The 26,528-nt window shown below is 59.9% G+C and carries 21 protein-coding genes, 2 pseudogenes and 1 riboswitch; of the genes and pseudogenes, 16 read left to right on the top strand and 7 right to left on the bottom strand.

The window, feature by feature from the left end; all coding sequences use genetic code 11:
* Window positions 1-9 precede the first annotated feature (9 nt).
* From QSK43_RS15990 to argE, 5 genes and pseudogenes are all read right to left on the bottom strand, one after another.
* A complete protein-coding gene (locus QSK43_RS15990) occupies window positions 10-1,053 on the bottom strand; it encodes a tartrate dehydrogenase (protein ID WP_332304254.1) in 1,044 nt (347 codons plus the stop codon).
* A gap of 68 nt (window positions 1,054-1,121) precedes the next feature.
* A pseudogene (locus tag QSK43_RS15985) lies at window positions 1,122-1,325 on the bottom strand (aldehyde dehydrogenase family protein); the annotation flags it as partial.
* 297 nt (window positions 1,326-1,622) lie between these two features.
* Complete coding sequence (locus tag QSK43_RS15980) at window positions 1,623-1,979, bottom strand: cupin domain-containing protein (protein ID WP_045017612.1); 357 nt, start codon at window positions 1,977-1,979, stop codon at window positions 1,623-1,625.
* A gap of 26 nt (window positions 1,980-2,005) precedes the next feature.
* Complete coding sequence (locus tag QSK43_RS15975; RefSeq protein ID WP_332304253.1) at window positions 2,006-2,932, bottom strand: 2-hydroxyacid dehydrogenase; 927 nt, start codon at window positions 2,930-2,932, stop codon at window positions 2,006-2,008.
* A 24-nt stretch (window positions 2,933-2,956) separates the two neighbouring features.
* The gene (argE, locus tag QSK43_RS15970; RefSeq protein ID WP_332304252.1) at window positions 2,957-4,081 is read right to left on the bottom strand and encodes an acetylornithine deacetylase; all 1,125 of its coding nucleotides are present in this window, start codon (window positions 4,079-4,081) and stop codon (window positions 2,957-2,959) included.
* Between the two features lie 185 nt (window positions 4,082-4,266).
* A riboswitch (cobalamin riboswitch) is annotated at window positions 4,267-4,501 on the top strand.
* Between the two features lie 241 nt (window positions 4,502-4,742).
* Between argE and QSK43_RS15965 the strand changes: the two are divergent.
* The 4 genes and pseudogenes from QSK43_RS15965 to QSK43_RS15950 all read left to right on the top strand — a co-directional run.
* Window positions 4,743-5,696 (top strand): annotated as a pseudogene (locus QSK43_RS15965) (ABC transporter substrate-binding protein); the annotation flags it as partial.
* On the top strand, window positions 5,693-6,721 hold the full coding sequence (locus QSK43_RS15960; protein WP_332304250.1) for a FecCD family ABC transporter permease: 1,029 nt from the start codon (window positions 5,693-5,695) through the stop codon (window positions 6,719-6,721). The pseudogene QSK43_RS15965 and the gene QSK43_RS15960, both read left to right, overlap by 4 nt.
* Window positions 6,718-7,518, top strand: a complete 801-nt coding sequence (locus tag QSK43_RS15955) for an ABC transporter ATP-binding protein (RefSeq protein ID WP_332304249.1) — start codon at window positions 6,718-6,720, stop codon at window positions 7,516-7,518. The genes QSK43_RS15960 and QSK43_RS15955 overlap by 4 nt, the downstream gene beginning before the upstream one ends.
* A complete protein-coding gene (locus QSK43_RS15950; RefSeq protein ID WP_332304248.1) occupies window positions 7,515-8,009 on the top strand; it encodes a pseudoazurin in 495 nt (164 codons plus the stop codon). Before QSK43_RS15955 ends, QSK43_RS15950 begins: the two co-directional genes overlap by 4 nt.
* A 198-nt stretch (window positions 8,010-8,207) precedes the next feature.
* Here the strand turns inward: QSK43_RS15950 and QSK43_RS15945 are convergent, their stop codons facing one another.
* Entirely contained in the window at window positions 8,208-9,032 is an 825-nt protein-coding gene (locus tag QSK43_RS15945) for a class I SAM-dependent methyltransferase (protein WP_332304247.1), read from the bottom strand.
* 113 nt (window positions 9,033-9,145) lie between these two features.
* Between QSK43_RS15945 and QSK43_RS15940 the strand changes: the two genes are divergently transcribed.
* The 10 genes from QSK43_RS15940 to QSK43_RS15895 all read left to right on the top strand — a co-directional run bounded on the left by QSK43_RS15940 (window position 9,146) and on the right by QSK43_RS15895 (window position 22,078).
* Window positions 9,146-10,279: an ABC transporter substrate-binding protein gene (locus QSK43_RS15940; protein WP_332304246.1), complete on the top strand. Its 1,134-nt coding sequence runs from the start codon at window positions 9,146-9,148 to the stop codon at window positions 10,277-10,279.
* A gap of 96 nt (window positions 10,280-10,375) precedes the next feature.
* Window positions 10,376-11,515 (top strand): ABC transporter substrate-binding protein, encoded by a 1,140-nt coding sequence (locus tag QSK43_RS15935; RefSeq protein ID WP_332304245.1) that lies wholly within the window; start codon window positions 10,376-10,378, stop codon window positions 11,513-11,515.
* On the top strand, window positions 11,512-12,579 hold the full coding sequence (locus QSK43_RS15930) for a FecCD family ABC transporter permease (protein WP_045017633.1): 1,068 nt from the start codon (window positions 11,512-11,514) through the stop codon (window positions 12,577-12,579). Before QSK43_RS15935 ends, QSK43_RS15930 begins: the two co-directional genes overlap by 4 nt.
* The gene (locus tag QSK43_RS15925) at window positions 12,573-13,328 is read left to right on the top strand and encodes an ABC transporter ATP-binding protein (RefSeq protein WP_045017635.1); all 756 of its coding nucleotides are present in this window, start codon (window positions 12,573-12,575) and stop codon (window positions 13,326-13,328) included. The genes QSK43_RS15930 and QSK43_RS15925 overlap by 7 nt, the downstream gene beginning before the upstream one ends.
* Window positions 13,329-13,533: 205 nt before the next feature.
* The gene (locus QSK43_RS15920; protein ID WP_045017636.1) at window positions 13,534-14,034 is read left to right on the top strand and encodes an RNA polymerase sigma factor; all 501 of its coding nucleotides are present in this window, start codon (window positions 13,534-13,536) and stop codon (window positions 14,032-14,034) included.
* A 112-nt stretch (window positions 14,035-14,146) separates the two neighbouring features.
* Window positions 14,147-15,142, top strand: a complete 996-nt coding sequence (locus tag QSK43_RS15915; RefSeq protein ID WP_332304244.1) for a FecR family protein — start codon at window positions 14,147-14,149, stop codon at window positions 15,140-15,142.
* Between the two features lie 138 nt (window positions 15,143-15,280).
* Window positions 15,281-18,058 (top strand): TonB-dependent receptor, encoded by a 2,778-nt coding sequence (locus tag QSK43_RS15910; protein ID WP_332304243.1) that lies wholly within the window; start codon window positions 15,281-15,283, stop codon window positions 18,056-18,058.
* Window positions 18,059-18,163: 105 nt separating this feature from the next.
* A complete protein-coding gene (locus QSK43_RS15905; protein ID WP_332304242.1) occupies window positions 18,164-18,919 on the top strand; it encodes a hypothetical protein in 756 nt (251 codons plus the stop codon).
* A 14-nt stretch (window positions 18,920-18,933) separates the two neighbouring features.
* Window positions 18,934-20,778 carry a type I secretion system permease/ATPase gene (locus QSK43_RS15900; RefSeq protein WP_332304241.1) on the top strand — a complete coding sequence of 615 codons (1,845 nt, stop codon included), beginning with the start codon at window positions 18,934-18,936 and terminating at the stop codon, window positions 20,776-20,778.
* Complete coding sequence (locus QSK43_RS15895) at window positions 20,765-22,078, top strand: HlyD family type I secretion periplasmic adaptor subunit (RefSeq protein WP_332304240.1); 1,314 nt, start codon at window positions 20,765-20,767, stop codon at window positions 22,076-22,078. Before QSK43_RS15900 ends, QSK43_RS15895 begins: the two co-directional genes overlap by 14 nt.
* A 48-nt stretch (window positions 22,079-22,126) precedes the next feature.
* On the opposite strand, the gene QSK43_RS15890 is transcribed toward QSK43_RS15895, so the two are convergent.
* Window positions 22,127-24,478 (bottom strand): helix-turn-helix transcriptional regulator, encoded by a 2,352-nt coding sequence (locus QSK43_RS15890; protein WP_332304239.1) that lies wholly within the window; start codon window positions 24,476-24,478, stop codon window positions 22,127-22,129.
* A gap of 136 nt (window positions 24,479-24,614) precedes the next feature.
* Here QSK43_RS15890 and QSK43_RS15885 point away from each other — a divergent pair, with 136 nt between their 5' ends.
* Complete coding sequence (locus QSK43_RS15885) at window positions 24,615-25,643, top strand: ABC transporter permease (protein ID WP_332304238.1); 1,029 nt, start codon at window positions 24,615-24,617, stop codon at window positions 25,641-25,643.
* A complete protein-coding gene (locus tag QSK43_RS15880) occupies window positions 25,643-26,524 on the top strand; it encodes an ABC transporter permease (protein ID WP_332304237.1) in 882 nt (293 codons plus the stop codon). Before QSK43_RS15885 ends, QSK43_RS15880 begins: the two co-directional genes overlap by 1 nt.
* Window positions 26,525-26,528: the final 4 nt, after the last annotated feature.

The raw sequence follows: 26,528 nt of genomic DNA, 5'->3' as shown, positions 1-26,528 counted from the left end.
CCTCCAAAATCAGTCGAGTGCTGCGAGAATTGCAGCGGTTATGGTGTCCGTCTTGTCCTTGCCCGGCACCGTGCCGATACCCCTGCCGGTCGCTGTTTCCAGTGCCGTCATGATCCTTTCGGCCGCGCCGGTCTCGCCAAGATGCTCAAACATCATCGCGCCGGACCAGATGGCGGCGATGGGGTTGGCGATGCCGAGAGGGGCGATATCCGGGGCGGACCCATGCACCGGTTCGAACATGGACGGGGCGGAGCGATCGGGATTGATATTGGCAGAAGCGGCAAAGCCGAGACCACCCTGAATGGCCGCACCGAGATCGGTCAGAATATCGCCGAAGAGGTTGGAGGCGACCACGACATCGAGGCTTTCAGGCGCCATGACCATGCGTGCCGCCATGGCATCGATATGGTAGCTCGAAACCTCGACGTCAGGATATTCGGCGGCGAGCTTCTGCGTCACCTCGTCCCAGAACACCATCGAGTATTTCTGGGCGTTCGACTTGGTGACCGAAGCCAGCTTGCCACGGCGCTTTTGCGCCTGCTCGAAGCCAAAGCGCAAAATGCGTTCCACGCCCTTGCGGGTGAAGATGGAGGTTTCGACAGCAACCTCGTCCTCGGTGCCCTGGTGTACACGTCCGCCCGCGCCGGAATATTCGCCTTCGGTATTTTCGCGGATGCAGAGGATGTCGAAACCATCGGCCTTGAGTGGCCCCTGCACACCCGGCAGAAGCCGGTGCGGACGGATATTGGCGTATTGCACGAAAGCCTTGCGGATCGGCAGCAGCAGGCCGTGCAGCGAGACCGAATCCGGCACCTCCGCCGGCCAGCCGACCGCGCCGAGCATGATGGCATCGAAACCGCGCAGGGTTTCAATGCCGTCTTTCGGCATCATCGCGCCCGTTTCCTTGTAGAAAGCGCAGGACCAGGGGAATTCCGTTCCTTCAAGCGCAAAATCGGAACTTTTTGCTGCGGCATTGAGAACCTGCCATGCCGCGTCCGTCACGCTGCGGCCGATGCCGTCTCCGGGAATGAGTGCGATGCGATGCGTTTTCAAGATGCTTCCCCTGTTACAGTCCGATAAGGACGCTTTTGCTCTTGCGGTTGGCAAGATAGGCCTCCGGCCCGAGATCCTTGCCAATGCCGGAGCGCTTGTAGCCGCCGCGCGGCCTTGGCGGTTTGCACGGCCTCATCGACCAGCGTCGCATCCGCTTTCGGGCAGCCGGCGGGGCGGTGCATGTCGATGCCGTTTTTAGCCGGGATCAGCCGGTCGCCGATGAAATGGCCGATCGGGAGAGATAAGCTGTCTGGATCGAAGCTGAGCGTCATGTGGAATCCTCTTTGGATATGCCTCAACGCTAACCCTTGATGGCAAGCAGTATTGACCGACTGCGGTGGGGTAATGAACGAAAATCCTGTTTTGCAGGCGGCCCACAGCGCAATCTTCGGCGGACATAAGTCGCTTACTGGGAACTGCTGCGTTTCGTCCGGGGTGCAAATCCCGGCCGAAAAATATTCGGGGATGACACCCATGCAGGCACGGGTCCAGCATCCGATTGCCGGCCGGCGTTTTTTCGCAAAAACGCCTGTCCACCGGCCGGAATGCCAAGAATTTGGCTTAACAAATCACCCCGTGACCGTAACGTAGATCTTGCGCACGGTTTCGATGGTCTTCCAGACGCCGACAAAGCCGGGTTTCATGACGAAGCTGTCGCCCGCCGTGTAACGCAGCGGCGCACCGCCTTCCGGCGTGATCTCGATGACGCCTTCGAGAATGTGGCAGAACTCGAATGTCTCGCCCTTGATAGAGCGGCTTTCGCCGGGGGTCGCTTCCCAGATGCCGGTGTGGACGGTGCCGTCGCGGGCTTCATCCAGCGGCCACGTCTTGAACGACGGATCACCGGCGATAAGACGTTCAGGCAAGGCCTTGGAGGCTTTCGGTTCAAAGGTGGGTTTGGTGTCGATTGTCTTGAGGAGAGGCATGGATGTCCTTTCTTGGAGCGGTGTAATCAATATCCACGGCCGCGGTCGACGAGGCCGAGCGGTTCGAGACCGGATTGGTATCGTTTGATATTTTCGACAATGGTGCGGGCGGCGGAATGGGGCTGGGTGACGCTGGCGATGTGCGGTGTCAGGAGAATTTTCGGGTGCGTCCAGAAATTGTGGTCTTCCGGTAGGGGTTCCGGATCGGTGACGTCGATCATGGCGCCTGAAAGCCTGCCGCTGTCCAGCGCGTCGATGAGGGCGTCATGGTCAAGCTGTTTGCCACGCCCGGTGTGGACCAGGGCGGCACCCTCGGGAAGCATCCCGAGGCGCCCGGCATTCAGAAGCCCCGTGGTCTCGTCGGTCAACGGCAGCAGGCAGACGAGAATATCGCTGGTAGAGAGGATGGCGGCCAGCCCCTCTTCGCCATGGTGGCAGATGACGCCTTTGATCTGGCGCGGTGAGCGGCTCCAGCCGGAGAGCGGAAAACCGAAAGGTTTCAGCCGCTCCAGCGCCGCAACGCCCAGCATGCCGAGGCCGAGAACGCCCACTCGGCACTCTTCCGCCTGACGCTGGCCCGACAGGGGCCTCCACAATTGCTGGCGCTGCTGTTTCAAATAGACCGGCAGGTTGCGGTGAAGGGCAAGCACGCCGAGGCAGACATATTCCTGTATCATGCGGATGATGCCCTCATCCACCATGCGCACGACCTTCACCGTCTCGGGGATGGCCTCGATGTGAAACTGGTCGACACCCGCACCGATCGAAAACAGGACTTCGAGATTACGATACCGGGCGATGTCCTGCGGCACGGTCCAGGTGATGAGGTAACGGACCGCGTCCGGATCGACACTGGAAGCATCCATCGAAAACGGCAGATCAGGCAGGTCGGCGGCCAGAGCCTGCCGGAAGATTTCGCCGCGCTTTGCGTCGGAGTTGAAGAGAAACGTCATCTGAAATCCATATTTCCCGAAGGTTTAGACCGTGCAACGGCTGGCGAGTGTTTCCAGCATCGACTGGCAGGCCGAAAGTTCGCCTGCCGTTATGAATTCGTCCGGTTTGTGGGCGCGGCCGATATCCCCCGGCCCGCAGATGATGGCATCGATGCCCGCAGCCTGAAAAAGCCCCGCTTCCGTGCCGTAGCTGACGGCCGCCAGACACGCCGTGCCGGTCAGTTCCTCCAGAAGCAGAACGAGTGGAGTGTCGGCTGGCAAGGAAAGCGCCGGATAATCGCTCATCGGCGTCCATTGGATATCGACGCCCTTTGCGGCAAGCGCCTCGACGCTGTCGCGAACCGGCTGGAGCAGGGCGAGCGGCGATACGCCGGAAATCGCCCGCGCTTCCAGCTCGATAGCGGAGAAATCGGGGATGATATTGATCGCCTGACCACCCTTGACGGTGCCGATCTGCAGCGAGGAATAGGGCGGCTCGAAAGTGGCTTCGAACGGTCCCCGCATCAGCACATCCGCCGTCTCGACGGCCTTTGCCATGATGCCGGTCATCAGGTGGATGGCGTTCACCCCCTGGTCCGGGCGCGACGAATGGCCGGAGCGACCACGGATGGCGATGCGCGCGGCGGCCTTGCCCTTATGCGCCCGAACGGCCCGCATATTGCTCGGCTCACCGATGATCGCGCCCGCCGGCGGAGCGCACAGCTCCGGCAAGCGGGCGATCAGATGCGGCACGCCACGGCAGCCCGCCTCTTCGTCATAGGAAAAGGCGATATGCACGGGCCGTTTCAGCGCCAGGTGCGAAAATGCCGGTGCGGCGGCCAGAACAGTCGCCAGAAAGCCTTTCATATCGGTGGTTCCGCGCCCATAGAGACGGTCGTTTTCGGGCCGCAGCGAGAAGGGGTCGAAGGACCATTCCGGTTCTCCTGCGGGCACCACATCCATATGGCCGGACAGAATATAGCCGGCACGATCTGCCGGCCCGAAGGTTGCGAACAGATTGGCGCGATCACCTTCCGGCCCGGGAAGCAGGGAGACTTTGGCGCCGTGGCTATCCAGATAATCGGCGATCCATCCGGCAATGTCGCCATTGGCGGTTCCGACGACCGACGGGAAACCGACGAGACGCTCAAGGATTTCGATTGCGTTCATGGCCGTCTCCGCTGACCGGATTGTCATCGCGCAAGCTTAGAGTGGCCTGCGGCGTTTATCTGCTGAAATGCGGAGGATTTCGGTAGATTGTTGTGACCTTCCAGTGCTTTCAGAAAATTCGTGCTGGTGTGACCGGCGACCTTCCTCAAAGTCGAATATCGCAATTGACGCCCCGCCACTTGCCCCTTATGTCAGAACGTGACGGTTCCTGAAGCCGAAAGGCAAAGGGATTAATAGGGAACATGGTGCGGGTGATTTTAATCGCCCAATGCCGTGGCTGCCCCCGCAACTGTAAGCGGATTGCCGTTCATCCTCGTGACGCCGCAAAGCGTCATGCCACTGTGTCCTTCGGGATGCGGGAAGGCAGATGAACGGCGCATATTCGTGAGCCAGGAGACCTGCCGTCATAATATGAACCATCGTTACGGGCGGGGATGCCCGGAAGAGGAGCTGATTATGACCTTTCCGTCTGCGGAAACGTATTCCGTGTCCCGTTCTCCATCTCCACACATGCCGCCGCTTTGTCGCCACGCGTTTTGACGCGCCTCTGCGGATCACGCCACGTATTCTGACTGGAGAACATATGTTCCATTTCAAACACCTGCCGGTTTCCGTCGGTCTTCTGGCCGTTGCACTCTCGGCCCTGCCTGCCGGAGCCGCTCATGCTGCCGAAACCGTTTATCCGCTGACGATCAAAAGCTGCGGCCACGAGATCACCTTCAAGCAGGCGCCCGCCCGCACCGTTTCCGTCGGCCAGAGCACGACCGAGGTTCTTTATCTGCTCGGCGTCGCCGACAAGGTGGTGGGCACGGCGCTGTGGATCGGCCCGGTTCTGAAGGGTTACGAGGACGCCAACGCCAAGGTGGAGCGGCTGGCCGACAATGATCCGAGCTTCGAGGCGGTGGTCGGCAAGAGGCCGGACCTCGTGACGACGCAGTTCCAGTGGCAGATCGGCCCCGAAGGCGTTGTCGGAACGCCGGCGCAATTCGCCGAACTCGGTATTCCCGTCTATACGTCGCCTGCCGATTGCATGGGCAAGGACAATTCCGGTGGGGGTGACGGCGTGCGCAAATCCGTCTTCACAATGGATCTGATCTACCAGGAAATCCGCGACCTCGCCCAGATATTCAACGTTCAGGATCGCGGCGAGGAAGTCGTCGCCGACCTGAAGAAACGCGAGGAAGCCGCCCGCGCCAAGATCGCCTCGGCGAATGGCAAGCTTTCGGCCGTCTTCTGGTTCTCCAGCGCTGAACTCGATATCGATCCTTACGTGGCGGGGCGCAATGGCGCGCCCGGCTACATCATGTCCGCGCTCGGGTTGAAGAATGTCATCGAAAGCGATGAGGAATGGCCGACCGTCGGCTGGGAAACCATCGCCAAGGCCAATCCATCGGTGATCGTTGCCGGCAAGATGGACCGTCGCCGTTTCCCCGCCGATGATGTTGCCGTCAAGCTTAAGTTTCTCGCCACCGATCCGGTTGCCAGCATCATGCCCGCCGTCAAGGAGGCTCATGTCTTCGAAATGGACGCACAGGCGATGAACCCGACGATCCGCACGATCGAAGGCATTGAGACGCTGGCCGAGGCGATTTCCACCGCCGGCTTCGCCAAGTGAACGGTTTTTCCGTCCATCTCGGTCGGGCGGGTCTGGCTTTTGCCGCACTCGCCCTGCTGCTCGTCGCGCTGATGGCCGGTGCGGCCATCGGCGAGACCGCCATTCCTTTCGATGTGGTGGCAAAAACCATCGCCAATCGTGTGTTTCATGCGGGTTATCCGCTGGAGCCGCTCGATGAGGGCATCGTCTGGAGTTACCGCCTCAGCCGCGCCGTTGTCGCCGCCTGCTGCGGCGCATCGCTGGCGCTGGCCGGTGCTGTGCTGCAATCGCTTTTGCGCAATCCACTCGCCGATCCCTATATTCTCGGCATTTCCGCAGGCGCCTCCACCGGCGCAGTCGCCGTGGCGCTTCTGGGCTTCGGCGCAGGGTTTCTGACGATGCCGGCGGGCGCCCTGATCGGGGCTTTCGTTGCGTTTTCGCTGGTCAGCCTTCTGGCGGTGCGGGCAGGGCACGGCAACAGCGCCATCATTCTGGCGGGGGTGGCTGGTTCGCAGCTGTTCAACGCCATGACGTCGTTCGTCGTTACCAAATCCGCCAATGCCGAACAGGCGCGGGGCATCATGTTCTGGCTTCTGGGCAATCTTTCGGGCGTGCGCTGGCCGGATGTCTGGCTGGCCCTGCCGGTCAGTCTTGCAGGGCTTGCGGTGTGTCTCTGGTATGCCCGTGCGCTCGATGCCTTCGCTTTTGGCGGGCAGGCGGCGGCGTCGCTCGGCATCCCGGTGCGCTGGGTCTATGCGGTGCTGATCTCGGTTTCGGCGATCATGACGGCGGTCATGGTGTCGCTGGTCGGCTCCATCGGCTTCGTTGGCCTCGTCATTCCGCATGCGGCGCGCATCTTCGTTGGCGTTCGCCACGGCATGCTGCTGCCGGTGACGGCCCTCACAGGTGCGGTTTTCATGATCGTGGCGGATATTTTGTCGCGCATCGTCATTCCGGGCCAGGTTTTGCCGATCGGTGTCATCACCGCTTTGGTCGGCGCGCCCGCCTTCGCCTTCATTCTCGGGCAGAAAAGAGGCCGGTCATGAGATTGTCCGCCCATGATCTGCATTTCCATGCCGGCACTCTCGACATCGTGCGCGGGGTTTCGCTGGAGGTCGCCTCCGGTGAATTTCTCGGCATCATCGGGCCGAACGGTTCCGGCAAAAGCACGCTGCTTTCCATGCTGGCCGGCATTCGCAAGCCGCGCCGGGGTCATGTCACGCTTGGTGAGGAGCCGCTTGTCTCATTCGGGCGGCGGGAACTTGCCCGCAGGCTCGCCTTCGTGGAGCAGCAGGCTGAAACCACTGAGCGCATCACCGCCCGGCAGGCCGTGGAACTCGGGCGCACGCCCTATCTCGGCCCGCTGTCCGCCTGGTCGCCAAAAGACGATGCCATCGTCGATGCCGCGCTCGAAAATGTTGACATGGCGGACAAGGCGGATCGCAACTGGCACCACCTTTCAGGCGGCGAACGCCAACGCCTGCACATTGCCCGGGCGCTGGCGCAGCAGCCGCACATCCTGCTGCTGGACGAGCCGACCAACCACCTCGATATCGGCCATCAGATCGGCCTGCTCGATCTGGTGCGCCGGCAGGGCTTGACCGTTGTGGCGGCGCTGCACGATCTCAATCATGCCGCCATGTTCTGCGACCGGGTTGTCATCATCCATCGGGGCGAATTGATCGCAGTCGGCCCACCGCGCGAGGTTTTGACCTCTGCGACGATAGCCGCCGTTTTCGGCGTGCAATCCGTCGTCACCACGGACGAGGGCGGCTTTTCCCATATTCGTTTTCTGCCTGCCCACGGGACGGTCGACCACGCAAAGAAAGCGCTGGCACGATGATCACATTGAATATGCTTGAAAATCTTCGCTTTGGCGACCTTCCGGATGCAAAATCGTTTTACGCTTTTGTCGGAATCGCCCTCGCGACGGCTGCGGGTTTTCCCTTTCACGCGATGGCCGAAACCTTCGAAGTGAAGATGCTGAACCGAGGCGAAAAAGGTCCGATGGTATTCGAACCCGATTTTCTGGAGATCGCCCCCGGCGACCGCGTGCGCTTCGTGCCGACCCACAAGAGCCACAATGCCGCGACTATCGGCGGCATGATTCCTGAAGGTGCTGAAGGGTTCAAAAGCCGGATCAACGACGAATTCGAGCACAGTTTCGAACGACCGGGCTTTTACGGTATAAAATGCCCACCGCATTACGGCATGGGCATGGTGATGCTGATCAAGGTGGGGGAGGCGACCTTGCCGCAGAGTTACAAGACGGTAGAGGTGCCCGGCCGGGCGAAGCCGCGCTTGGAGGGGCTATTCGAGCGGGCGGAAAATTGAGGCGTCGGTGGAAGTCTTGAGTGGCTGTTTGGATCGTCCGGGAGGGTGCAGGCAAAGCCCGAAAACCTCTCCTCCATCATGCTCGGGCTTGTCCCGAGCATCTGCAATGCATTGATTTTGCGATACGTGATTGGATCCTCGGGACAGGCCCGAGGACGACGTCGTGTATGCGGATATTGAAGGCATCTGTGGCGTTCCTCAGACCTTTTCGGAAATATCCGGCTTCACCGCACAAACCGCATAACGGTGTTGCAGGCCGCGCAAAATACCCTTCAGCAAGCTGAAGTTTTTCGACTGGGCGCGATGAATGGCCTGAAGTTCCTGATCGATCGCGACGGGTTCGAAGCCTGTTTCGCGCAACAGCGCCGCGACATCGCCGGCCCTTGCACCTTTCGAAAAATAGACCCGTGAAAGAATGCTGCTGAAGGTGTTGGCCGGGTCCGCCGGCTTGTGCGGTTGGTCCGGTTTCACGAGGCCGATGCTTTCCAGACCGGTCGCCAGCTTCTTTACCAGTTTTTCACGCCAGCCGGTGTTGACGAAATCACCATCGACGATCAGCAGGCGTCCGCCCGGTTTCAGCACGCGGAACCATTCGGCAAAGCTTGCCTGCGGGTCCACCAGCGTCCAGACCAGATGGCGCGTGATGATGACGTCGGCGCTTTCGTCCGGCTCCATCGTGCTTTCGGCATCGCCGACGAAAAAGCGGATATTGCGCCCGCGCGCTTTCGCCTTCGCCCTTGCAAGCTCCAGCATCGTTTCCGACCAGTCCATGCCGGTGACCTGAAAACCGAGATCGTCCATCAGATGCGAGATGACGCCGGTGCCGCTCGCCAGATCGAGCGCCTTGCGGCCTTCGCCCTGGCCCAGATGCTTCAAGACCAGCGCATGCCAGGCCGCGCGTTCTTCTTCCGAAAAAATCTCGTGTCCGGGAGAAAGGTCGAAGGTCGCGGCGCGACCGGACCAATAGGCTTTGATTTCGTCTCTCAGGCTGTCGTTTTTACCATACTGGATAGTGTCGATCATTGTTCTTCAGCTCATGTACCGGTCAGTTAAGAATGGCTCTAAAACATAAATCTTGACTAGTACAGTCAGAAAATAATACAGCCGCGACAGTCAACACTGGAGAGCAATATCCGATGCGCATCTCAGCCAAATTCGCGGCACTTGCCCTTGGCCTTCTCGTATCCGCCGCTTGGCCGGCATTCGCCGAAAAGGTAACCGTCAAGGACGTGACAGGCCGTGATGTCGAGGTCAACGTTCCCGTTTCGCACGTCATTCTGGGCGAGGGACGCCAGATTTACTTCCTCGCCGCGCTCGACAAGGAAAACCCCTTCCAGCACGTGGTAGGCTGGCGCGACGATCTGGCGAAGGCCGATCCGGAAACCTATGACGCCTATCTCGCCAAATACCCTGAGATCGCCAAGCTGCCGACCTTCGGCGGCATGAAGGACGGCACCTTCGACATCGAGCAGGCCATTGCGCTGAAACCCGATGTCATTTTGATGAACATCGACGCGAAGACGGCGACGCAGGAAGCCGGCTATGTCGAAAAGCTCGAAAAGGTCGGCATTCCCCTGGTCTATGTCGACTTCCGTGAAAAGCCGATGGAAAACACCGAGCCGAGCATGCGCCTGATGGGCAAGCTGACGGGCAAGGAAAAGCTCGCCGAGGACTTCATCAAGTTCCGCGCGGACTCCATCGCCCGCGTTACCGATACGCTCGCCAAGGCCAACCCGAAGAAGCCGGTGGTCTTTATTGAACGCGCCGGCGGTTATTCCGACGATTGCTGCATGTCCTTCGGCAACGAGAATTTCGGCAAGATGGTGGAACTTGCCGGCGGCATCAACATGGCGAAAGATATCATTCCCGGCACGTTCGGCAATGTTAATCCCGAGCAGATCATCGCCTCCAATCCGGAGCAGATCATCATCACCGGCGGCAACTGGAACGGCTATGTTCCCGGCGGCAACTGGGTTGGTGTCGGTTATGGCGCGGATATCAAGGAAGCCCATCGCAAGCTCGAAAACCTGACCAAGCGTCCGGCCTTTACGGGTGTACAGGCGGTGAAGAACGGCAATGTTCACGCCATCTGGCACCAGTTCTACAACAATCCCTATCAGTTCGTCGCCATCCAGGAAATCGCCAAGTGGCTGCATCCGGATCTCTTTAAGGATCTCGATCCCGAGGCGACCTTCAAGGAATTGCATGCCCGCTTCCTGCCGCTCGATTACAAGCCCGGCTACTTCGTATCGCTGAAGGACGCCAAGTAAGACGTAGACGGTGAAGAGGAGCGCCGTCTGATCGATGGATGAAGCCGCAGCCATGCGGCTTCATCATTTTCTTTTGGAACTCAATGAGGACTTCTCATGCGGCTCAACGCCCTCAGGCATCTTGCTGTGCTGGCTTTCTCTCTTCTCGCCGTGCCTGTTTTGGCAGCGGAGATCACCGACGTCGCCGGACGCGTGGTCGAGCTGGATCTGCCTGCCAAACGTGTCATCGTCGGCGAGGCGCGCCAGATTCACGTCATCGCGGCCCTGAAAGGCGACCGGACCTTCGAAAACGTCGTCGGCTGGCGTGACGATCTTCTCAAGAAGGATCCAGACAGCTACGCCGCCTATGTCGAGCGTTTTCCGCAGATCGAAAAACTGCCGCGCTTCGGCTATGTGCCGCAGGGCGATTTCAGCCTGGAAACGGCGATCACCCTTTCGCCTGATGTGATCACCCTCAATCTGGAAGCGGAAAAATCCGCCAGGGAAAGTGGTTTCGAAGAAAAGGCCGCCGCCGCCGGCATCAAGATCGTCTATCTCGATTTCCGCCTCGATCCCGAGAAGAACAGCGAAGCCTCGATTGAAATTCTCGGGAAAATGTTCGGCGCCGAAGAACGCGCCAGGGAATTCATCGCTTATCGCCGCACCGAGATCGCCCGTGTGACCGACCGGCTCGCCAGCGTCAAGGACCTTACGCGTCCGAACGTCTTCATCGAACGCTCGCCCGGCATTTCCGGTGAAGACAATTGCTGCCGCACTTTCGGCCCCGCCAATTTCGGCGCGATGGTCGATCTCGCCGGCGGCCACAATATTGCCGACGGCATCATCAAGACGACGTTCGGCGATCTCAATCCCGAGCAGCTCGTCGTTTCCGATCCCGACCACGTCATCGTCACCGGCTCGAACTGGGCGGCGGAATCCGACATCAACCAGTTCGTTCCCGTAGGGCGTGGAGCCGATATGGCTCTTTCTCGAAAGCGGCTGGCGAACCTGATGAAGCGCACGCCGTTTCCGGAACTGAAGGCCGTCAAAAAAGGCGATGTCCACGCCGTCTGGCACCAGTTCTACGGTGCGCCTTACGAATTTTTTCCCATCCAGCAATTCGCCAAGTGGTTCCATCCCGACCTCTTTACCGATCTCGATCCGGAAAAGAATTTTGAGGAATTTCACCGGAAGTTTCTCCCCGTTACCTACAGACCGGGCTATTTCGCCTCCCTCGAAAAAGGTTCGAATGAATGACTTCGTTGAATGAAAGCGCTGTCGGCGTGAGCGGGCGCGATCAATATCGCGCCCTTGCCGCCCGCAGGATCGTTATTCTTTTCGGGCTGTTCATCGCCCTTTGTTTCAGCATGGCCGCCGACATGGCGCTTGGCCCGGCGCGCTACACGCTTTCGCAAGTTCTGGCGACCATTGCCGATCCGGCTGCTGCGGCAAATCAGCTTCGGGTGGTGATCTGGGATATCCGCATGCCGATTGCGCTGATGGCGGTCACTGTCGGCGCGTCTCTGTCGGTTGCGGGCGCGCAGATGCAGACTATCCTGTCCAATCCCCTCGCCAGCCCGTTTACGCTCGGCATTTCGGCCGCCGCCAGTTTCGGTGCGGCGCTTGCCCTCGTCGGCGGCGTGGCAATCTTTCCGGGTGCCGTGCAATATATGGTGCCGATCAACGCCTTCATCATGGCCATGGTCGCTGCCCTGTTCATCCATTTCGCCTCGACGATGCGCGGCGTCACCGTCGAGACCATCGTCCTGCTCGGCATCGCGCTGGTGTTCACCTTCAATGCGGCATTGTCGCTGCTCGAATATCTGGCGTCCGAACAGGCGCTTGCCGCCGTCGTCTTCTGGACCATGGGCAGCCTGACGAAGGCGACGTGGGAAAAGGTCTATGTTACCGGCGGCATTCTTCTCGTCACCGTGCCGATCTTCATGCGCAGCGCCTGGGCGCTGACAGCCCTTCGGCTGGGCGACGACAAGGCGGCGAGCATGGGCATCAATGTGCGCCGGCTCAGGTTGCAGACCATGCTGACCGTCAGCCTTCTGGCCGCCATTCCGGTTTCCTTCGTCGGCACCATCGGTTTCGTCGGGCTTGTCGGTCCGCATATCGCCCGCATGGTGGTTGGCGAGGACCAGCGGTTCTTCCTGCCCGGTTCGATAATCTGCGGAGCGCTGCTTTTGTCGGCAACCTCGGTTATCAGCAAAATCCTCATTCCCGGCGCTATTCTGCCGATCGGGGTCATCACGGCCTTGGTTGGCGTACCCTTCTTTTTCGCGCTTATTTTCGGAAACAGGAGACGCGCATGGTAGCGCTCGCACTGAAGGATGTCGGCGCCGCCTACGGGCGCACCACCGTTCTTTCCAAGGTCGGCATCGATACGCTGGAAGGCGGCAGCGTAACGGCTGTCATCGGCCCCAACGCCGCCGGAAAGTCTACGCTTTTCAAGCGCATCGCCAGCCTGATCTCGGGTCCCGGACTGGTCGAACTGTCGGATACGGCGCGCGGCAACCGCGCCATCTGCTACATGCCGCAGGACACCGGCGCCAATGCGGTGCTGACGGTTTACGAATCCGTGCTGCTTTCCGCCAAGCAGGGCGGTGGCGGCTGGCGTGTTCACGACGATGAACTGTTCGAGATCGACGCCATTCTCAAGGCATTGAAAATTCACGATCTCGCCTTTCGGGGGCTCGGCGAATTGTCGGGCGGGCAGCGGCAGCTGGTATCGCTGGCGCAGGCCTTGGCGCGCAAGCCGGAAGTGCTTTTGATGGACGAGCCGACATCCGCGCTCGATCTTCACCGGCAGATCGAGGTTCTGGGCTTCGTCACCGATCTTGCGCAGAAGACCGGCATGATCGTGCTGATTGCCCTGCATGACCTTAATCACGCACTTCGTTATTGTGAGAATACGATGGTGATCGCGCGTGGTGAAATGGTGGTGAGCGGCAGCACCGAGGCGGTGATAACCTCGGCCATGCTGCGCGATATCTATCGCATCGATGCGCGTATCGAACCCTGTTCGCAGGGCAGGCCGATGGTGATCGTCGACGGGGCTATCTGACGCGATCAAGACCCGGTGGCAACGCTTGCCGGGTCTGCGCGTCTCCGGCTGTTGCACGATCTGCGCCTGCATAAATTCTTGATGATAATAGTCATGAAATATCTGTTCGATCCGCGGTTTGGGTGCTAGAGGTTTGAGCAGCAAAACTGCGCTGCCATTCGGGGCTTGCAGTTCGTTGATCCTTGAAATTTCTCTCGGTTGAGACATGGGCATACGGGAAGATGACAGGCGTTATAACGCTTACGTCACGCATAGGATCGACCTGATCAGATACGCCACCCTCATTTTAGGGTCGCGGGCGGACGCGGAAGACGTGGTTCAGGAAGCGTTCCTGAAATTCGTTCCCGAAGGCTCCGGCAATCCCTCCAACCTGAAATCTTATCTTTTCCGCATCGTTCGCAACCTCGCCCTCGACAATCGTCGGCGCAACCGGCAGGACCTGCGGGAGCGGCCGGACGACACTCCCTTCTGGGGTGTGCCGCAGGACCACGGCACGCCCGAGGAACATGCGCTGTTTTGCGATGAAGTCCGGCAGATGCAGATTATCTTGGCCGCCCTGCCGGTTCAGGCGCGGGTGGCATTGGAAATGCATAGATTCGGCGGTTACAATATGGAAGAGATCGCTCGTCACCTCGGTGTGTCCGTGGCCAGCGCTCACCGTCTGATTAAGGGTAGCATTGCCGCGATTACTAAAGAAATGCAGTAAAATAGCCTTTATTGTCCCATCCTGTGAAAAAAACTTCTTCATCAAACGTCTTTATAGTAACGCGCAAGACGAGGCGGCTCCTCCGCCCAGTCAAAGGAACTGGCCCGGCTCAATGACCATTGATCCCGATAAAAAAATAGAATTGCCGACGGGCAAGGCGGAAGAAGCGGCCGACTGGCTGATCCGGCTGCAGGCGGGTGCTTCGGAACAGCGGGTGAAGGCGGAATTCGACCAGTGGCTTGCAGCCTCGCCGGCAAACCGTCTGGCCTGGGAGCGGACGTGCAAGACATGGCGGAACCTCGGTCTGGTGGAGCCTGCTCTCAAGAGCCTCTGGGAAGATGCGCCGCATTTGTCGGGCGAGGCCACACAACGGGCGTCGCAGCGGCGCTGGTCCGCGCGCCATTATGCCGGCATGGCCGTGGCGGCGGTGTCTCTCTGTCTTGCCGTGCTGTTCGTACCTGCGCTTTTCGTTCGCATCGAAGCCGAGTATCAGACCAGCACCGCCGAAAACCGCACCATAACCCTCGAAGACGGCAGCCGGGTGCAGCTCGCCGCTGCGAGCGCGCTTTCCACCGATTTTGCCAATGGCCGTCGCAGCGTCAGGGTGCTGAAGGGCGAAGCCTTTTTCGATGTCGTGCCGGACAGCGCCCGACCCTTTGTCGTTGAGGCGAAAAACGTGACCGTTCAGGTGCTGGGCACGGCTTTCGATGTCGATCTCACAGATGGCGTGACGCAGGTCGCGCTTGCGCACGGTTCGGTGGAAGCCTCCTTCCGCAATGCGCCGCCAGCACGGCTTGTTCCGGGCGAGGTACTGGTTGTCGACGCCTCCGGCGCCATTCGGAAAGAGAGCGTCGCCATTGAGGATATCGGCGGTTGGCGTAACGGTGAGCTTTACGTGGTGGATGCGACGATCGGCTCGGTGGTAGAGCAAATCCAGCGTTATCATCCCGCATGGCTGACGATGGCGGACAAGACGCTTGCCGAGCAGCGCGTGACGGGCTTTTACAACCTTCGCGACCCGGACCGCGCGCTGGAAGCGCTGGTGGAGCCCTATCACGGCAAGGTGCATGCAATTGCCGGTGCCGCCCGCATCATCACCCGCTTCTGAATCAATAAATCTATTTATTTTCAGTAGCTTATAAAATTTCTTCCGAAACCATGAAAAAAAGCGTCGAGGCAATCGTCTTTTTGTTGAGTAATCCGGTCAAGATATATCCGGAACGAAAGACAGGAAGACGAAAGCAGTATGCGCCTCCAGACACGTAAGACCGGTTCAGGGAAAAAAACGGCACAGCAGGCACGTATCACCGTGTTGCTGGCGACGACGGCGGCTGTCGTTTCAATTTCGACGCCGGTTTTTGCGCAGAGCGGGCCGAATGCCGCAAATGGTCAGCGACCGGCTGGCGAGCAGGGCGCGACGCGGCCTTTTAACATTCCCGCCCAATCGCTATCGTCCGTCGTCGGCGCTTTCGGGCGGCAATCCGGTCTCCAGGTCACGCTTGCCACGCCATCGGCCGGCAATGTGCGCACCAATGCCGTCACCGGCAGTTTCACGGTGCGGGAGGCGCTGGCGCGACTTCTAGCGGGCACGGGCGTAAATTTCCGGATCGCCGGTAACGGCACGACCGTCATCATCGGCACCGGGCAGGAGGCCGCTGTCGATCTTTCCGGGGCGGAAGGCACCACGGTTCTTCAAACCATCACCTTGACCGGTAAAAGCGGGCGCAATGCTGCCGCCGGCTCCGGTTACCAGGGCACGCCCGACTGGGTTTACGAAACCCCCGCCAGCGTCAGCGTTGTCAGCCGCGAGGCGATCCAGTCCGCCGGCGTGCGCAACACGCGCGATGTCTTCAACCGCGTATCCGGCGTTTATGCCGGTGAAGGCAATGGCAGTTTCCCGACCGTTTCGCCCAATGTACGCGGCTTGCAGGAAAGCGGCCGCGTGGTCGTCTCCATCGATGGTGCGCGGCAAAATGCGCAGCGTGGTGCGGCTTTCGGTGGTGCCACGAGTTACACCGCGAGCGCCGGGCAAGGTTATGTCGATGTCGCTTTCATCCGTGCCGTCGAGATCGAGAAAATAACCAACGCCACCTCCGGCAATGCCGGTTCGCTGGGCGGCAAGGTCGAGTTCCGCACCGTCAGCGCTGCCGATCTGATCCCCGAGGGTGCGAACAAGGGCGGTGAGGTGAATGTCTCCCGTGGCACCAATGGTTACGATTTTCAGGGTTCGGTTCTGGCGGCCATTCGCGAGCCGGAAGGTCCTCTCTCCTTTGTCGCCGGTTATAGCCGCACGATCATGGATGAATACAAGATCGGAACCAAAGGCGAGGCCCGAAGCACCGCGTTGACAATGAAAGACCTGCTCGGCCGGGATGGCTGGTCGACCTTTTTCAAGGGCGAAGGCGATTTTGGGGATGTACAGACGTCACTGTCATGGATGCACCAGCAGAACGATTTCGTTCAGGGCGCTGCCGAGGTGATCGACCGGGAAAGCGTGCGCAATGACAGCGTCGTCGCGAAGCTGGACTGGGACCCCGAAAGCGAACTCATCGACTTCAAGTCGTCGCTGTGGCTGAACGATAATATGACGCACGAGTTGCGCTCGGCGCGTACCTATGCGGTGGAGACGGCTCTCGATCTTGGTCTTAAAAGCTTCGGTGGCACCGTCGAGAACACCAGCCGTTTCGATACCAAGCTGGGTGCGCTCAGCCTGAATTATGGAGCGGAAGCTTTCCGCGATATCTCTATGGCCAGCGCGACAAGTTCCAAAATTGCGCTGAACCCGACATGGGCCAGCAGTTACACGTCTTTCAGTCCAGCCGGGCGGCGTGATATCGCCAGTTTTTTCCTGAACGGCGAACTGGAGCCGGCCGATTGGTTAACTCTAAGCGGTGGCGTAAGGTATGATTGGTCGCGTCTGAAGGGAAAGACTACGTATTACGACGAAATTTCGTATATACGAACCACTACGGTTGCATGCGATCCCATCTCAAGTAATTACACGGCGTCGCAATATTATTACGCTGTTTTTCTCCCGGAAAACCCCACGACCAATATTACCGAGACAAGGTTCCTTAACCGGGTCTGGAACACCGTTTCGTCCAACTGCATGCCAGGAACCGGGCCATTTGCTACCCGAAATGATCCAGTTGTTGAAAACCCTGCCTATGAGATGGATATCGACCGTACCTACAGTGATTGGCTGCCTTCCGCCACGATAGAATTCAAGCCGTTCGACTGGCTTCGTCCCTATGTGAGCTATTCCCAGAGCCTGCGTCCACCGACAACCCTGGAGGCTTTTTTTGCCGGTGCGCGTCCAGGGGATTCCGTTGGTTACGAGTATGCCCCAAACCAATTTCTCAGGGCCGAAAAAGCCACGACCTACGAAATCGGCGCGAATATGAGCTTCGACGGCGTGTTGCTGGACCACGATTCCATCCGCATCAAAATGGCCGCCTTCCGCCGCGAGGTGAAGGATTACATCGCTCTCGGTTATCTCGTTACGGATCAGGTCGCGAACCGCACCTATACCAGCTTCGTCAATCTCGACGGCACGACCTATATGCGCGGGCTTGAATTCGAGGGCAATTATGATGCCCGCAGCTTCTGGATCGGTGGCTCGGCGACGCTGCTGAAGACCGACTGGCCGGACAAAACACAGGTTTTCTCCAACGGCACGACCACGACAAGCGGCGAGATCGTCGCATGGCCCGGCGATGTAGCGCCCAAGGTAAAGCTGACGCTCGATGGCGGCATGCGTTTCTTCGACGAAAAATTCTCGCTGGGCGCGCGGCTGAACCATGTCACGCCCACACAGTCGCGCACGCTCGATACGGAGGGCAATCTGCGCGAAATGACAGATCCTTACACGACGGTGGATCTCTACGGTTCCTATGCCTTCAATGAAAAAGCGACGCTTCGGTTCGCGGTCAACAATCTGACGGACCGTAAATATATCCCGGCAGCAAGTGCCTATACCGCACCGGGCCGCACCTTTATCGCGACGATGAACGTGAAGTTCTGAGATGCGGAAGAAATTCTCCGGGCCGGGATTGCAGCCCGTCCCGGAGATGAAACGCCTTCGTCATAAGACAAAGGTATCTGTATTGGCCAGCAAAGGAGTACACCTATGGCTACCACAATTCAACTGACGCAGTCTTCCTCCGACCTGATCGGTTACCTCAACGGTTGGACAAGCGGTTTCGGTTCGACCTATGGTGCGTTCTATGACGCTCAGACCAGCTCGCTTGCAACGACGACCATCGATCCGAACACGACCTACGAGGCGTGGGGCGATGGCAGCACCGGCGGCAAGGGCATCGTCATGAGCGGCGCTCTCCAGTACTCCCAGGGCAACCTGACGGGTTCGGTCGACAGCATCGTTCTCGGCTCCGGTTACAGCCAGTCCACCAGCGGCATCGCCGTCAGCCAGCAGGAATTGCTGATTGACCCCGACAGCGCCTACTCGCTTGCAGGCGCGCGCGATCTTCTCGATTTAGCTGTTTACCAGCTTGCCCGTTTCGGCTCGCTGGCCGGATTCTATGATTACTTCGCGGCTACCGGCACTGTGGTCGAGGATACTACCTCTTCGAACACGCTGACCGGTTTTGCTGGCGCTGATACATTCGTCTTCTCGGGTGGTAACGATATCGTAACCGCAGGACCAACCGGCACCTATGGTTATCAGGATGGTGCTGATAAGCTTGATGTATCCGGTTGGGGGTCGACCTCGGTCGCTGACCTGTTCTGGTATAACCTCAATGGCAATGCGGTGGTGGAATCTGACTCCAACTCGTCAGTTTCGATCACACTCGTCGGTGTCGATGCAAGCGTACTCGACGCATCGGACTTCATTTTCGCTAGCGCATCGGCGCTTGCCGCGTAAAGGAAAATCAGGCTGTGGGCTTTCAAAACCACCAGCAGACACCGCCGCAGTCCCTCACTGCGGCGGTTGTTTCGCCCCTTAAAAGCACGTTTTTCGGTGTGGCCCTCGTCAGTGGCGTGGTCAACATACTGGCGCTCACCTCGCCGCTCTTCATGCTTCAGGTCTATGACCGGGTGCTGGCCAGCGGCAGCCTGCCGACGCTGATCGGGCTCGCCCTTCTCGCGCTTGGCCTCTATGGCTTCCAGTGCCTGCTCGATATCATCCGCGCGCGGGTTCTGATCCGCATCGGCGAAGATTTCGACATGCGTTATTCCGGCAAGGTGCATGATGCCGTGGTGCGCCTGCCGCTCGTCAACCGCATGCCGGGTGATGGGTTGCAGCCGTTGCGCGATCTCGACAATGTGCGCGGCTTTCTATCCGGTACGGGGCCGACCGCCTTTTTCGACCTGCCGTGGATGCCGCTCTATCTCGGCATATGTTTTCTGTTTCATTTCTGGATTGGAGTGACGGCGCTTGCCGGCGCCATCCTGCTCATATCGCTTACGATTTTGACCAATATCTTCTCGCAGAAGCCGATCCGCGACACCATGATCGAAAACATGGCCCGCAACCGGCAGCTGGAAGCCTCGCGCCGCAATGCCGAGGTCGTGCAGGCCATGGGGCTTGGAGGTCGGCTCGGCAGACGCTGGCAGGTTTCCAACGAGGCCTATCTCGCCGCCAATCGCAAGGCGAGCGACGTAGCCGGCGGTCTCGGCAATATCGCAAAATACCTGCGGATCGTGCTGCAATCGGCCATTCTCGCGTTCGGTGCATGGCTGGTCATCCAGCAGGAGGCCTCGGGCGGCGTGATGATTGCGAGCTCCATCATGATGGGCCGGGCGTTGGCGCCCGTCGATCTCGCCATCTCCAACTGGAAATCCTTCGTGGCGGCCCGGCAGAGCTGGGTAAGGCTGAGGGAGCTTTTCGCGCAGATGCCGGCCACAGCCTCGGCCATGGCCCTGCCGAAGCCTGAAAAGGAACTCCGGGTCGAGAACGTCACCATCGTTCCGCCGGGAGAGCGAAAACCGACCGTCGCGGGACTTGGTTTCGTCATGACCGCCGGGAGCGCGCTTGGCGTCATCGGCCCTTCCGGTTCCGGCAAATCCACCCTTTCGCGTATTCTCACCGGAGCCTGGACGCCCGCAGCCGGCAAGGTGCGGCTCGACGGTGCGAGCTTCGATCAATGGGATCGCGAGACGGTCGGCGGTCACATCGGTTATCTGCCACAGGGCGTGGAGCTGTTCGACGGCACGATCGGCGAGAACATCTGCCGTTTCGAGGACGATCCCGATCCCGAGGCAATCATCGCCGCGGCGAAAGCCGCCGGTGCGCATGAGCTGATCCTGCGTTTCGAAAAGGGCTACGACAGCGACATCGGCGAGGCGGGTTCCGCGCTTTCGGCAGGGCAGCGCCAGCGTATCGGTCTTGCCCGCGCGCTTTATGGCGATCCCTTCATCGTGGTGCTGGACGAGCCGAACGCCAATCTCGATGCGGAAGGCGAGGCGGCCGTCGTCAGGGCAATAGCCTCGGTCAAGGCGCGCAGGGGCATTGCCATCGTCGTTGCTCATCGGCCAAGCGCGATCGGTGCCGTCGATTTCATTTTGATGATGGAGGAGGGCCGGATGAAAGCTTTCGGTCCGCGCGACGAAGTGCTGTCGAAAGTGCTGCGCGCACCGAACGGGCAGGCAACCAAGGGATTTGCCGCTTCCGCCCAAACGATTTCGCCGCTGCGTGTTGTCGCCAATACCAATCCCCAGGCGGTGGTGCTGAAAGACCGAGAAGAGGTGAGCCTGGAAGGAGATACGGATGTCAAAAATTGATCAGCGCAGCCATGTGTCCCGTTCCATCCGCAAACATCTTCTTGCCGGCCTTGCCGCAAGCGTTGCGCTGCTGGCCGGTGTCGGCGGATGGGCCGCAACGACCAACCTTGCCGGTGCGGTCGTCGCATCCGGTCATCTGGTGGTGGATTCCTATACCAAGAAAGTGCAGCATCCGAGCGGCGGCGTCGTTGGCGAAATTCTGGTGAACGAAGGCGACAAGGTGAAGGCCGGCGATATCCTCATGCGTCTCGACGCGACCCAGACCCGCGCCAATCTCGCCATCGTGACCAAGCGGCTGGACGAGTTGAGCGCGCGCATGGCAAGGCTGGAGGCCGAGCGGGACGATCTGTCGGAACTCGTCTTTCCGCAGGCGCTCATGGCGCGCAAGGATCATCCCGACGTCGCCTCCGCCATGCGCAGCGAAACAAAGCTGTTCGAATTCCGCAAGTCTTATCGCGAGGGGCGGAAAGCGCAGCTTGCCGAACGCATCATGCAGTTCGAACATGAAATCGAAGGGTTGAAGGCGCAGGAAATCGCCTATGACAACGGGCTTGCGGTCTTGCAGAACGAAATCATTTCGCAGAAATCGCTGCGGGAACAGGGTGTCGTGTCCGTGCAGCGGCTGAACAGCCTGCAGACCCAGGCCGCGACGTTTGGCGGCGAGCGCGGTGAAAAAATCGCCTATCAGGCGCAGACTGCGGGCCGGATCACCGAAACGAAACTGCAGATCCTGCAGATCGATCAGGAGCTGCGCACGGAGGTCGGGCGCGAACTGCGCGAGATACAGGCGCAGACAGGCGAATATGTCGAGCGGCAGGTGGCGGCCGAGGACCAGCTGAAACGCATTGATATCATCGCGCCACAATCCGGCATGGTGCATGAAATGGCGGTGCATACCGTGGGCGGTGTGGTGACGCCGGCGGATCCGATCATGCTCATCGTGCCGGAAGGTGACGAACTGGCGCTGGAGGTGCAGATCGTGCCGAAGGACATCGACCAGTTACAGGTTGGGCAAAAAGCCATGCTGCGCATGACTGCGTTCAATCAGCGCGTCACGCCGGAACTGGAAGGCCATGTCAGTCGCATCGCGGCGGATATCACCACAGATCAGAGGACCGGTCTCTCCCATTATCTGGCGCGGATCACCATACCGGTTTCCGAGCGGAAAAAGCTGAACAATGCGCCGCTGGTGCCGGGCATGCCCGCTGAGGCATTCATCCAGACCAGCGAGCGTACCGCTCTGTCCTATATCGCCAAGCCGCTGACGGACCAGATCAACCGCGCCTTCCGGGAGGAATAGGTCTCGAGCGGGGCGCCGGCTCTTCCGATCGGTTGTTCGGGGTTGGGATCAGAGCCAGCCCAGTGCTTTCGCCGCACGGATCGCTTCCGCGCGGCGTTTGCAATCGAGCTTGCGGAACAGGTTTCCGAGATGGAATTTCACTGTCACTTCCGAGATGTTGAGCGTCTGCGCGATCTTCTTGTTTGACATACCGCTTGCGAGCAGTTGCAACATCTGCGTTTCCCGCTGTGAAAGTCCGCCATGCAGGGCGCGCGCCTGCGGTGAGTTCACCGAAGCGGCGAAAATCGACAAAGCTGTCCGGACGTCGGAAGAGGTTTCGATGAAACTGCGGATACGGCGGTTGTTCAGAAGCGGCGACAGGAAGATGCGCTCCTCCGACAGGACGCCGCTGCAACCAAGGCGCGTCGCCGATTCAAGAGCGGTCAGAATATGGGCGCGGGCAGCGGCATTGTCGCGGCGCTGATGAGCGGCGTAGCTCTGCCAAATTCTGAGCGCGACCTTTTCGCGGTTGGTGACCTTGGGATTGGCGATCATCGCGTCCATCTGCCGGGAGAGATAGGCGCGCGGCGTAAAGAGATGCACCGCATCGCGAAGCCAGGCCATCACGTAGGCGATTTCGTCGCGCCGCGTCAGGCGGGCAAGGTCCTCATGCGCGCTCTCCACCCAGTTGCGGCCCATCGGCATGCGGATTGCGGATAGCGTTGCAGCCGCATCCGCCCAGCGATTGGCGTTCTGGTAGGCGATGGCCGTTCTGATCTCCATCATCGCGTGGAATTGCAGCCCTTCCGAAAGATGGATCCACAGGCCGTCGAGAAAGCCCGGGCGAACCGTCATCGGAAAATGATCGATCAGAACCTGCGAGGCATAATGCAGGGCAAATTGCATCAGGCTCGGCCATATCTCGGCCGCTGCGAAATGATCGAATTCATGCTCGACGAAATGCAGCAGATCGCGGGGCTTTCCAGCCTCGTAGGCGAGGCAGGCTTCAGCCAGGCACAGCATTCGGAATTCCTGCGCGGCGTCATGCTGTACCTGTTCCAGCTTTGTGCGGGCCTCCTGCGCCGCACGGCGGGCCAAAAGCACATCACCGCTCATCAGTCGCAGGACGATCTGGTGCAGATGGATGAAGAATTCCAGCAGCGGCTGACCGCCCATCTTGCGCAGATAGATGAGGGCGCGGGCGGCGGAGGCCTCTGCCTCGCGAAAATTGCGGCGACGGATTTCGAATTCCAGCAGCGCATTGTAGTAGGCCGCCCATTTTCCGTGGTCGTCCATGGGATAATCGGCCATGAATTCCCCCAGCCGCGTTATCATCGCGTCATTGGGGGTCAGGTCCTCGGCAATCATCAGATTCAGCCGGAACGTGCGGGCGGCGAAGGAAAAACGCGAGCCACGGGCAAGCACTTTCAGCGGGTCGAGATAATCCGAACCGAGGCTCTTGCCGAGCAGATGGCGCACGCGCTGCAATTCGCCCTGTTTCAGGAGTGCGCGGGTAACGGCGAAGAGGACGGTTTCATTCGCCGCAATCATGTCCTGCGAAAACCGCATGATGATCTCGCGAAACCTGTCGACGCTACTCCTGTAGATCAGCTCCCGGCCATCGGCTCGTTCGAGGATTTGCGCGGCATGGGTCTCATAACCGCGGTCGAGCAGCATCGCCATTGCCGCAAGCGCCCGCCCTTCCTTTTCGAAAGCCGAGGCGATCTCCACCACGGCGCTGCCGGCCTGCAATGTCGCGAGACGTTCTCTCACTGCCACCGTCAGAAGCCGTATCAGCATGCCGTGCTTTTCCGGGTTTCCTGTCAGGAAAGGCGGCAGGAGTTCTACCCAGTCCTCTCCGGGGTCTGCTGACGGCTCTTCGAGCCAGAGTGAAAGCGCAACCGTCTGAGCGGGCGAAAGATGGGGCAGATAGTTTTCCCGCAGATAGTCGGCACACAGTTTTTCGTCGGGTTCGCAGGCGAGAGACAGAAAGGCCGGCCAGCCCGCATAATCGTCGAGCGCGAGGCGCTTCTGCTCGGCAGAAAGGCCATTCGCCTCGTCTCGCCTGAAAGTCAGTTCTTCCGGCCCGATGGTGAACGAACCGCGATGCAGGATTTGCCGTGCCAGTCCGCTGATGCGCTGATCCGGACGGCAGGCGATGACCACGAAACGCACGGTTTCCAGAATAGGAGCGGGCATGCGGACGGCGCGTGCGAAGACCGGGACATCCCAAAGCAGCCAGCCTTTTGTTGCATCATCGCTTCGCGGCTGGTGCGTCCGGCACACCTCCGTTCCAAGCTCTTTTGCCAACATGTCCATGAGAACGCTTTTCCCGGCGCCTGCCGGCGCGCGCAGAAAGATCACGCCCACGGTTTCGCTGGCGATGCGACGGCAGAGGTGGGTGCGCGGCAGAAGCGTCATTCGCAAAGGGATAGGGGATTTGATTTCAAAAACCTATACTCATTTATCAAAAAACTATACCTTTCGGCGATTGTTCAAAAGGATGTGCGGTGAAAAATTGTGCTCAGGCAACTGATGCACAAGGAACGTTCCACTGATGCAGCAACATCCGCTGGTCGCGATTTTGAACAGGCTCGGCGCTTTCGTGCTGGTCATGATCGCCCTGTCCATCATGATTTTCGTTCTGGCCCGCGTGGTGCCGGGTGATCCCGCCCGCATGGCGCTGGGTCCAGCCGCTACGCAGGAACAGGTGGATGCGCTGCGCGGCGAGATGGGTCTCGACAAGCCGCTCGCCGCTCAATATGTGGACTACATCAGCAACGCCCTGCACGGCGATCTCGGTTTCTCGCTGGTTTCCCAGCGTCCCGTCACCACCGATCTGGCGCAGACCGTTCCAGCCACTGTCGAACTGGTGCTGGTATCGGTCATCTTCATGTTTGCCGTCGCCATCCCGCTCGGCGTCATCACCGCGCATTACCGCGACCGGCCGCTCGATCATATCGGCCGCATCCTCTCGCTCACCGGGGTGACGATCCCGAGCTTCCTCTTCGCCATCACGCTGCAATTGCTGGCCGCCCGCTTTATCTCCGGCTGGCCGATCATCGGCAGGATCGATCATGCGCTTGGCTGGCAGGGCGGTCCGACGGGGTTTATCCTGATCGACGGGACGCTTGCCGGACGGTTCGATGTGGTGCTGGACGCGCTGAAACACCTTGCGCTGCCGGCATTTGCGCTTTCCATGGCCGGCATCGGTCAGATCACCCGCATCACGCGCTCCTCGATGATCGAGAACCAGCGCAAGGATCATGTGCTCACCCTGCAAAGCTTCGGCGTGCCGGAGCGGGTCATCATCTTCCGTTATTTGCTGAAGCTTTCCTCCATCGCGCCGCTGACGATCATGGGGCTCGAATTCGCCTCGCTGATCGGCAACGCCTTCGTGATCGAAATGGTTTTCGCCTGGGGCGGTTTCGCCTCCTACGGGCTGAATTCCATCCTTCAGAAAGACCTCAATGCCGTAACCGCCGTGGTGCTGGTGGCTGGCCTGTTCTTCATCGTTGCGAACCTGATCGTTGATGTCCTGATCTCGATCATCGACCCGCGCCTGCGCCGCAAGGAGGCTCGCTGATGGCTGATATGAAAATGCTCGAACCCACCGATCGGGGCTTAAGCGCCGGTTACATGATGTGGTACCGCTTCAGCCGTAATCCGGCGGCGGTCATCGGTTCGCTGATTCTACTGTCGGTGCTGGTGCTGGCGATTTTCGCGCCCTGGCTCACACCCTATCCCAAACATATCGGCGCGGTGGTCGATTTCCGCGCCCGCCACATGCCCCCGGATCTGGAGCACTGGTTCGGCACGGACAAGGCCGGACGCGACATCTTCTCCCGCACCGTGTTCGGGCTCAGGGTCTCGCTTCTTCTCGTCATCGGCGTGCTGGGCATTTCGGTTCCCGTCGGCACGGTGCTCGGCCTGGCTGCCGGCTATTTCGGTGGCTGGACCGAGAAAATCATCAGCGGCCTGACGAATGTGATGCTGGCCATGCCGCCGCTCGTCATGGCGCTGGCGGTCTCCAATCTGCTGGAACCCACCCTGATGAACGCCATGATCGCGATCACGCTTCTGTGGTGGACCTGGCATGCGCGGCTGATTTATTCGGTCTCGAAGTCCATCGCATCCGAGGATTACATCGAAGCCGCGCGTCTTGCCGGCGCCGGGCCGCTGCATATCCTCTTTCGCGAAATCCTGCCCAATTGCGTCTCGGTCATTTCCGTCAAGACGACGTTGGATGCGGCTTTCGTCATCCTCTTCGGTGCGACGCTCAGCTTCCTCGGTTTCGGTGTCAAGCCGCCGACCCCCGACCTCGGATCGATGGTTGTCAACGGGCGTCAGTTCATGCCGGATTTCTGGTGGGAAGTCCTCTGCCCCGGTGCGGCCGTGCTTTACGTGACGCTGGGTTTCAATCTCCTGGGCGACGGCCTGCGTGACATGTTCGACGTGGAAAGCTAAAGCC

It is taken from the genome of Rhizobium sp. GR12 (assembly GCF_036596185.1).
GTDB classification, from domain to species: domain Bacteria; phylum Pseudomonadota; class Alphaproteobacteria; order Rhizobiales; family Rhizobiaceae; genus Agrobacterium; species Agrobacterium nepotum.
The sequence above is the reverse complement of the archived record's forward strand: the minus strand, read 5'-3'. Positions and strand labels throughout refer to the sequence as shown.

Bases quoted from the DNA above. Each gene is read 5' to 3' on its own strand.
- QSK43_RS15950 (WP_332304248.1), top strand. From the start codon at position 7,515: ATGATCACATTGAATATGCTTGAAAATCTTCGCTTTGGCGACCTTCCG.
- QSK43_RS15955 (WP_332304249.1), top strand. From the start codon at position 6,718: ATGAGATTGTCCGCCCATGATCTGCATTTCCATGCCGGCACTCTCGAC.
- QSK43_RS15980 (WP_045017612.1), bottom strand. From the start codon at position 1,979: ATGCCTCTCCTCAAGACAATCGACACCAAACCCACCTTTGAACCGAAA.
- QSK43_RS15880 (WP_332304237.1), top strand. From the start codon at position 25,643: ATGGCTGATATGAAAATGCTCGAACCCACCGATCGGGGCTTAAGCGCC.
- QSK43_RS15940 (WP_332304246.1), top strand. From the start codon at position 9,146: ATGCGCATCTCAGCCAAATTCGCGGCACTTGCCCTTGGCCTTCTCGTA.
- QSK43_RS15905 (WP_332304242.1), top strand. From the start codon at position 18,164: ATGGCTACCACAATTCAACTGACGCAGTCTTCCTCCGACCTGATCGGT.
- argE (WP_332304252.1), bottom strand. From the start codon at position 4,081: ATGAACGCAATCGAAATCCTTGAGCGTCTCGTCGGTTTCCCGTCGGTC.
- QSK43_RS15915 (WP_332304244.1), top strand. From the start codon at position 14,147: ATGACCATTGATCCCGATAAAAAAATAGAATTGCCGACGGGCAAGGCG.
- QSK43_RS15890 (WP_332304239.1), bottom strand. From the start codon at position 24,478: ATGACGCTTCTGCCGCGCACCCACCTCTGCCGTCGCATCGCCAGCGAA.
- QSK43_RS15975 (WP_332304253.1), bottom strand. From the start codon at position 2,932: ATGACGTTTCTCTTCAACTCCGACGCAAAGCGCGGCGAAATCTTCCGG.
- QSK43_RS15895 (WP_332304240.1), top strand. From the start codon at position 20,765: ATGTCAAAAATTGATCAGCGCAGCCATGTGTCCCGTTCCATCCGCAAA.
- QSK43_RS15910 (WP_332304243.1), top strand. From the start codon at position 15,281: ATGCGCCTCCAGACACGTAAGACCGGTTCAGGGAAAAAAACGGCACAG.
- QSK43_RS15885 (WP_332304238.1), top strand. From the start codon at position 24,615: ATGCAGCAACATCCGCTGGTCGCGATTTTGAACAGGCTCGGCGCTTTC.
- QSK43_RS15935 (WP_332304245.1), top strand. From the start codon at position 10,376: ATGCGGCTCAACGCCCTCAGGCATCTTGCTGTGCTGGCTTTCTCTCTT.
- QSK43_RS15945 (WP_332304247.1), bottom strand. From the start codon at position 9,032: ATGATCGACACTATCCAGTATGGTAAAAACGACAGCCTGAGAGACGAA.
- QSK43_RS15925 (WP_045017635.1), top strand. From the start codon at position 12,573: ATGGTAGCGCTCGCACTGAAGGATGTCGGCGCCGCCTACGGGCGCACC.
- QSK43_RS15930 (WP_045017633.1), top strand. From the start codon at position 11,512: ATGACTTCGTTGAATGAAAGCGCTGTCGGCGTGAGCGGGCGCGATCAA.
- QSK43_RS15920 (WP_045017636.1), top strand. From the start codon at position 13,534: ATGGGCATACGGGAAGATGACAGGCGTTATAACGCTTACGTCACGCAT.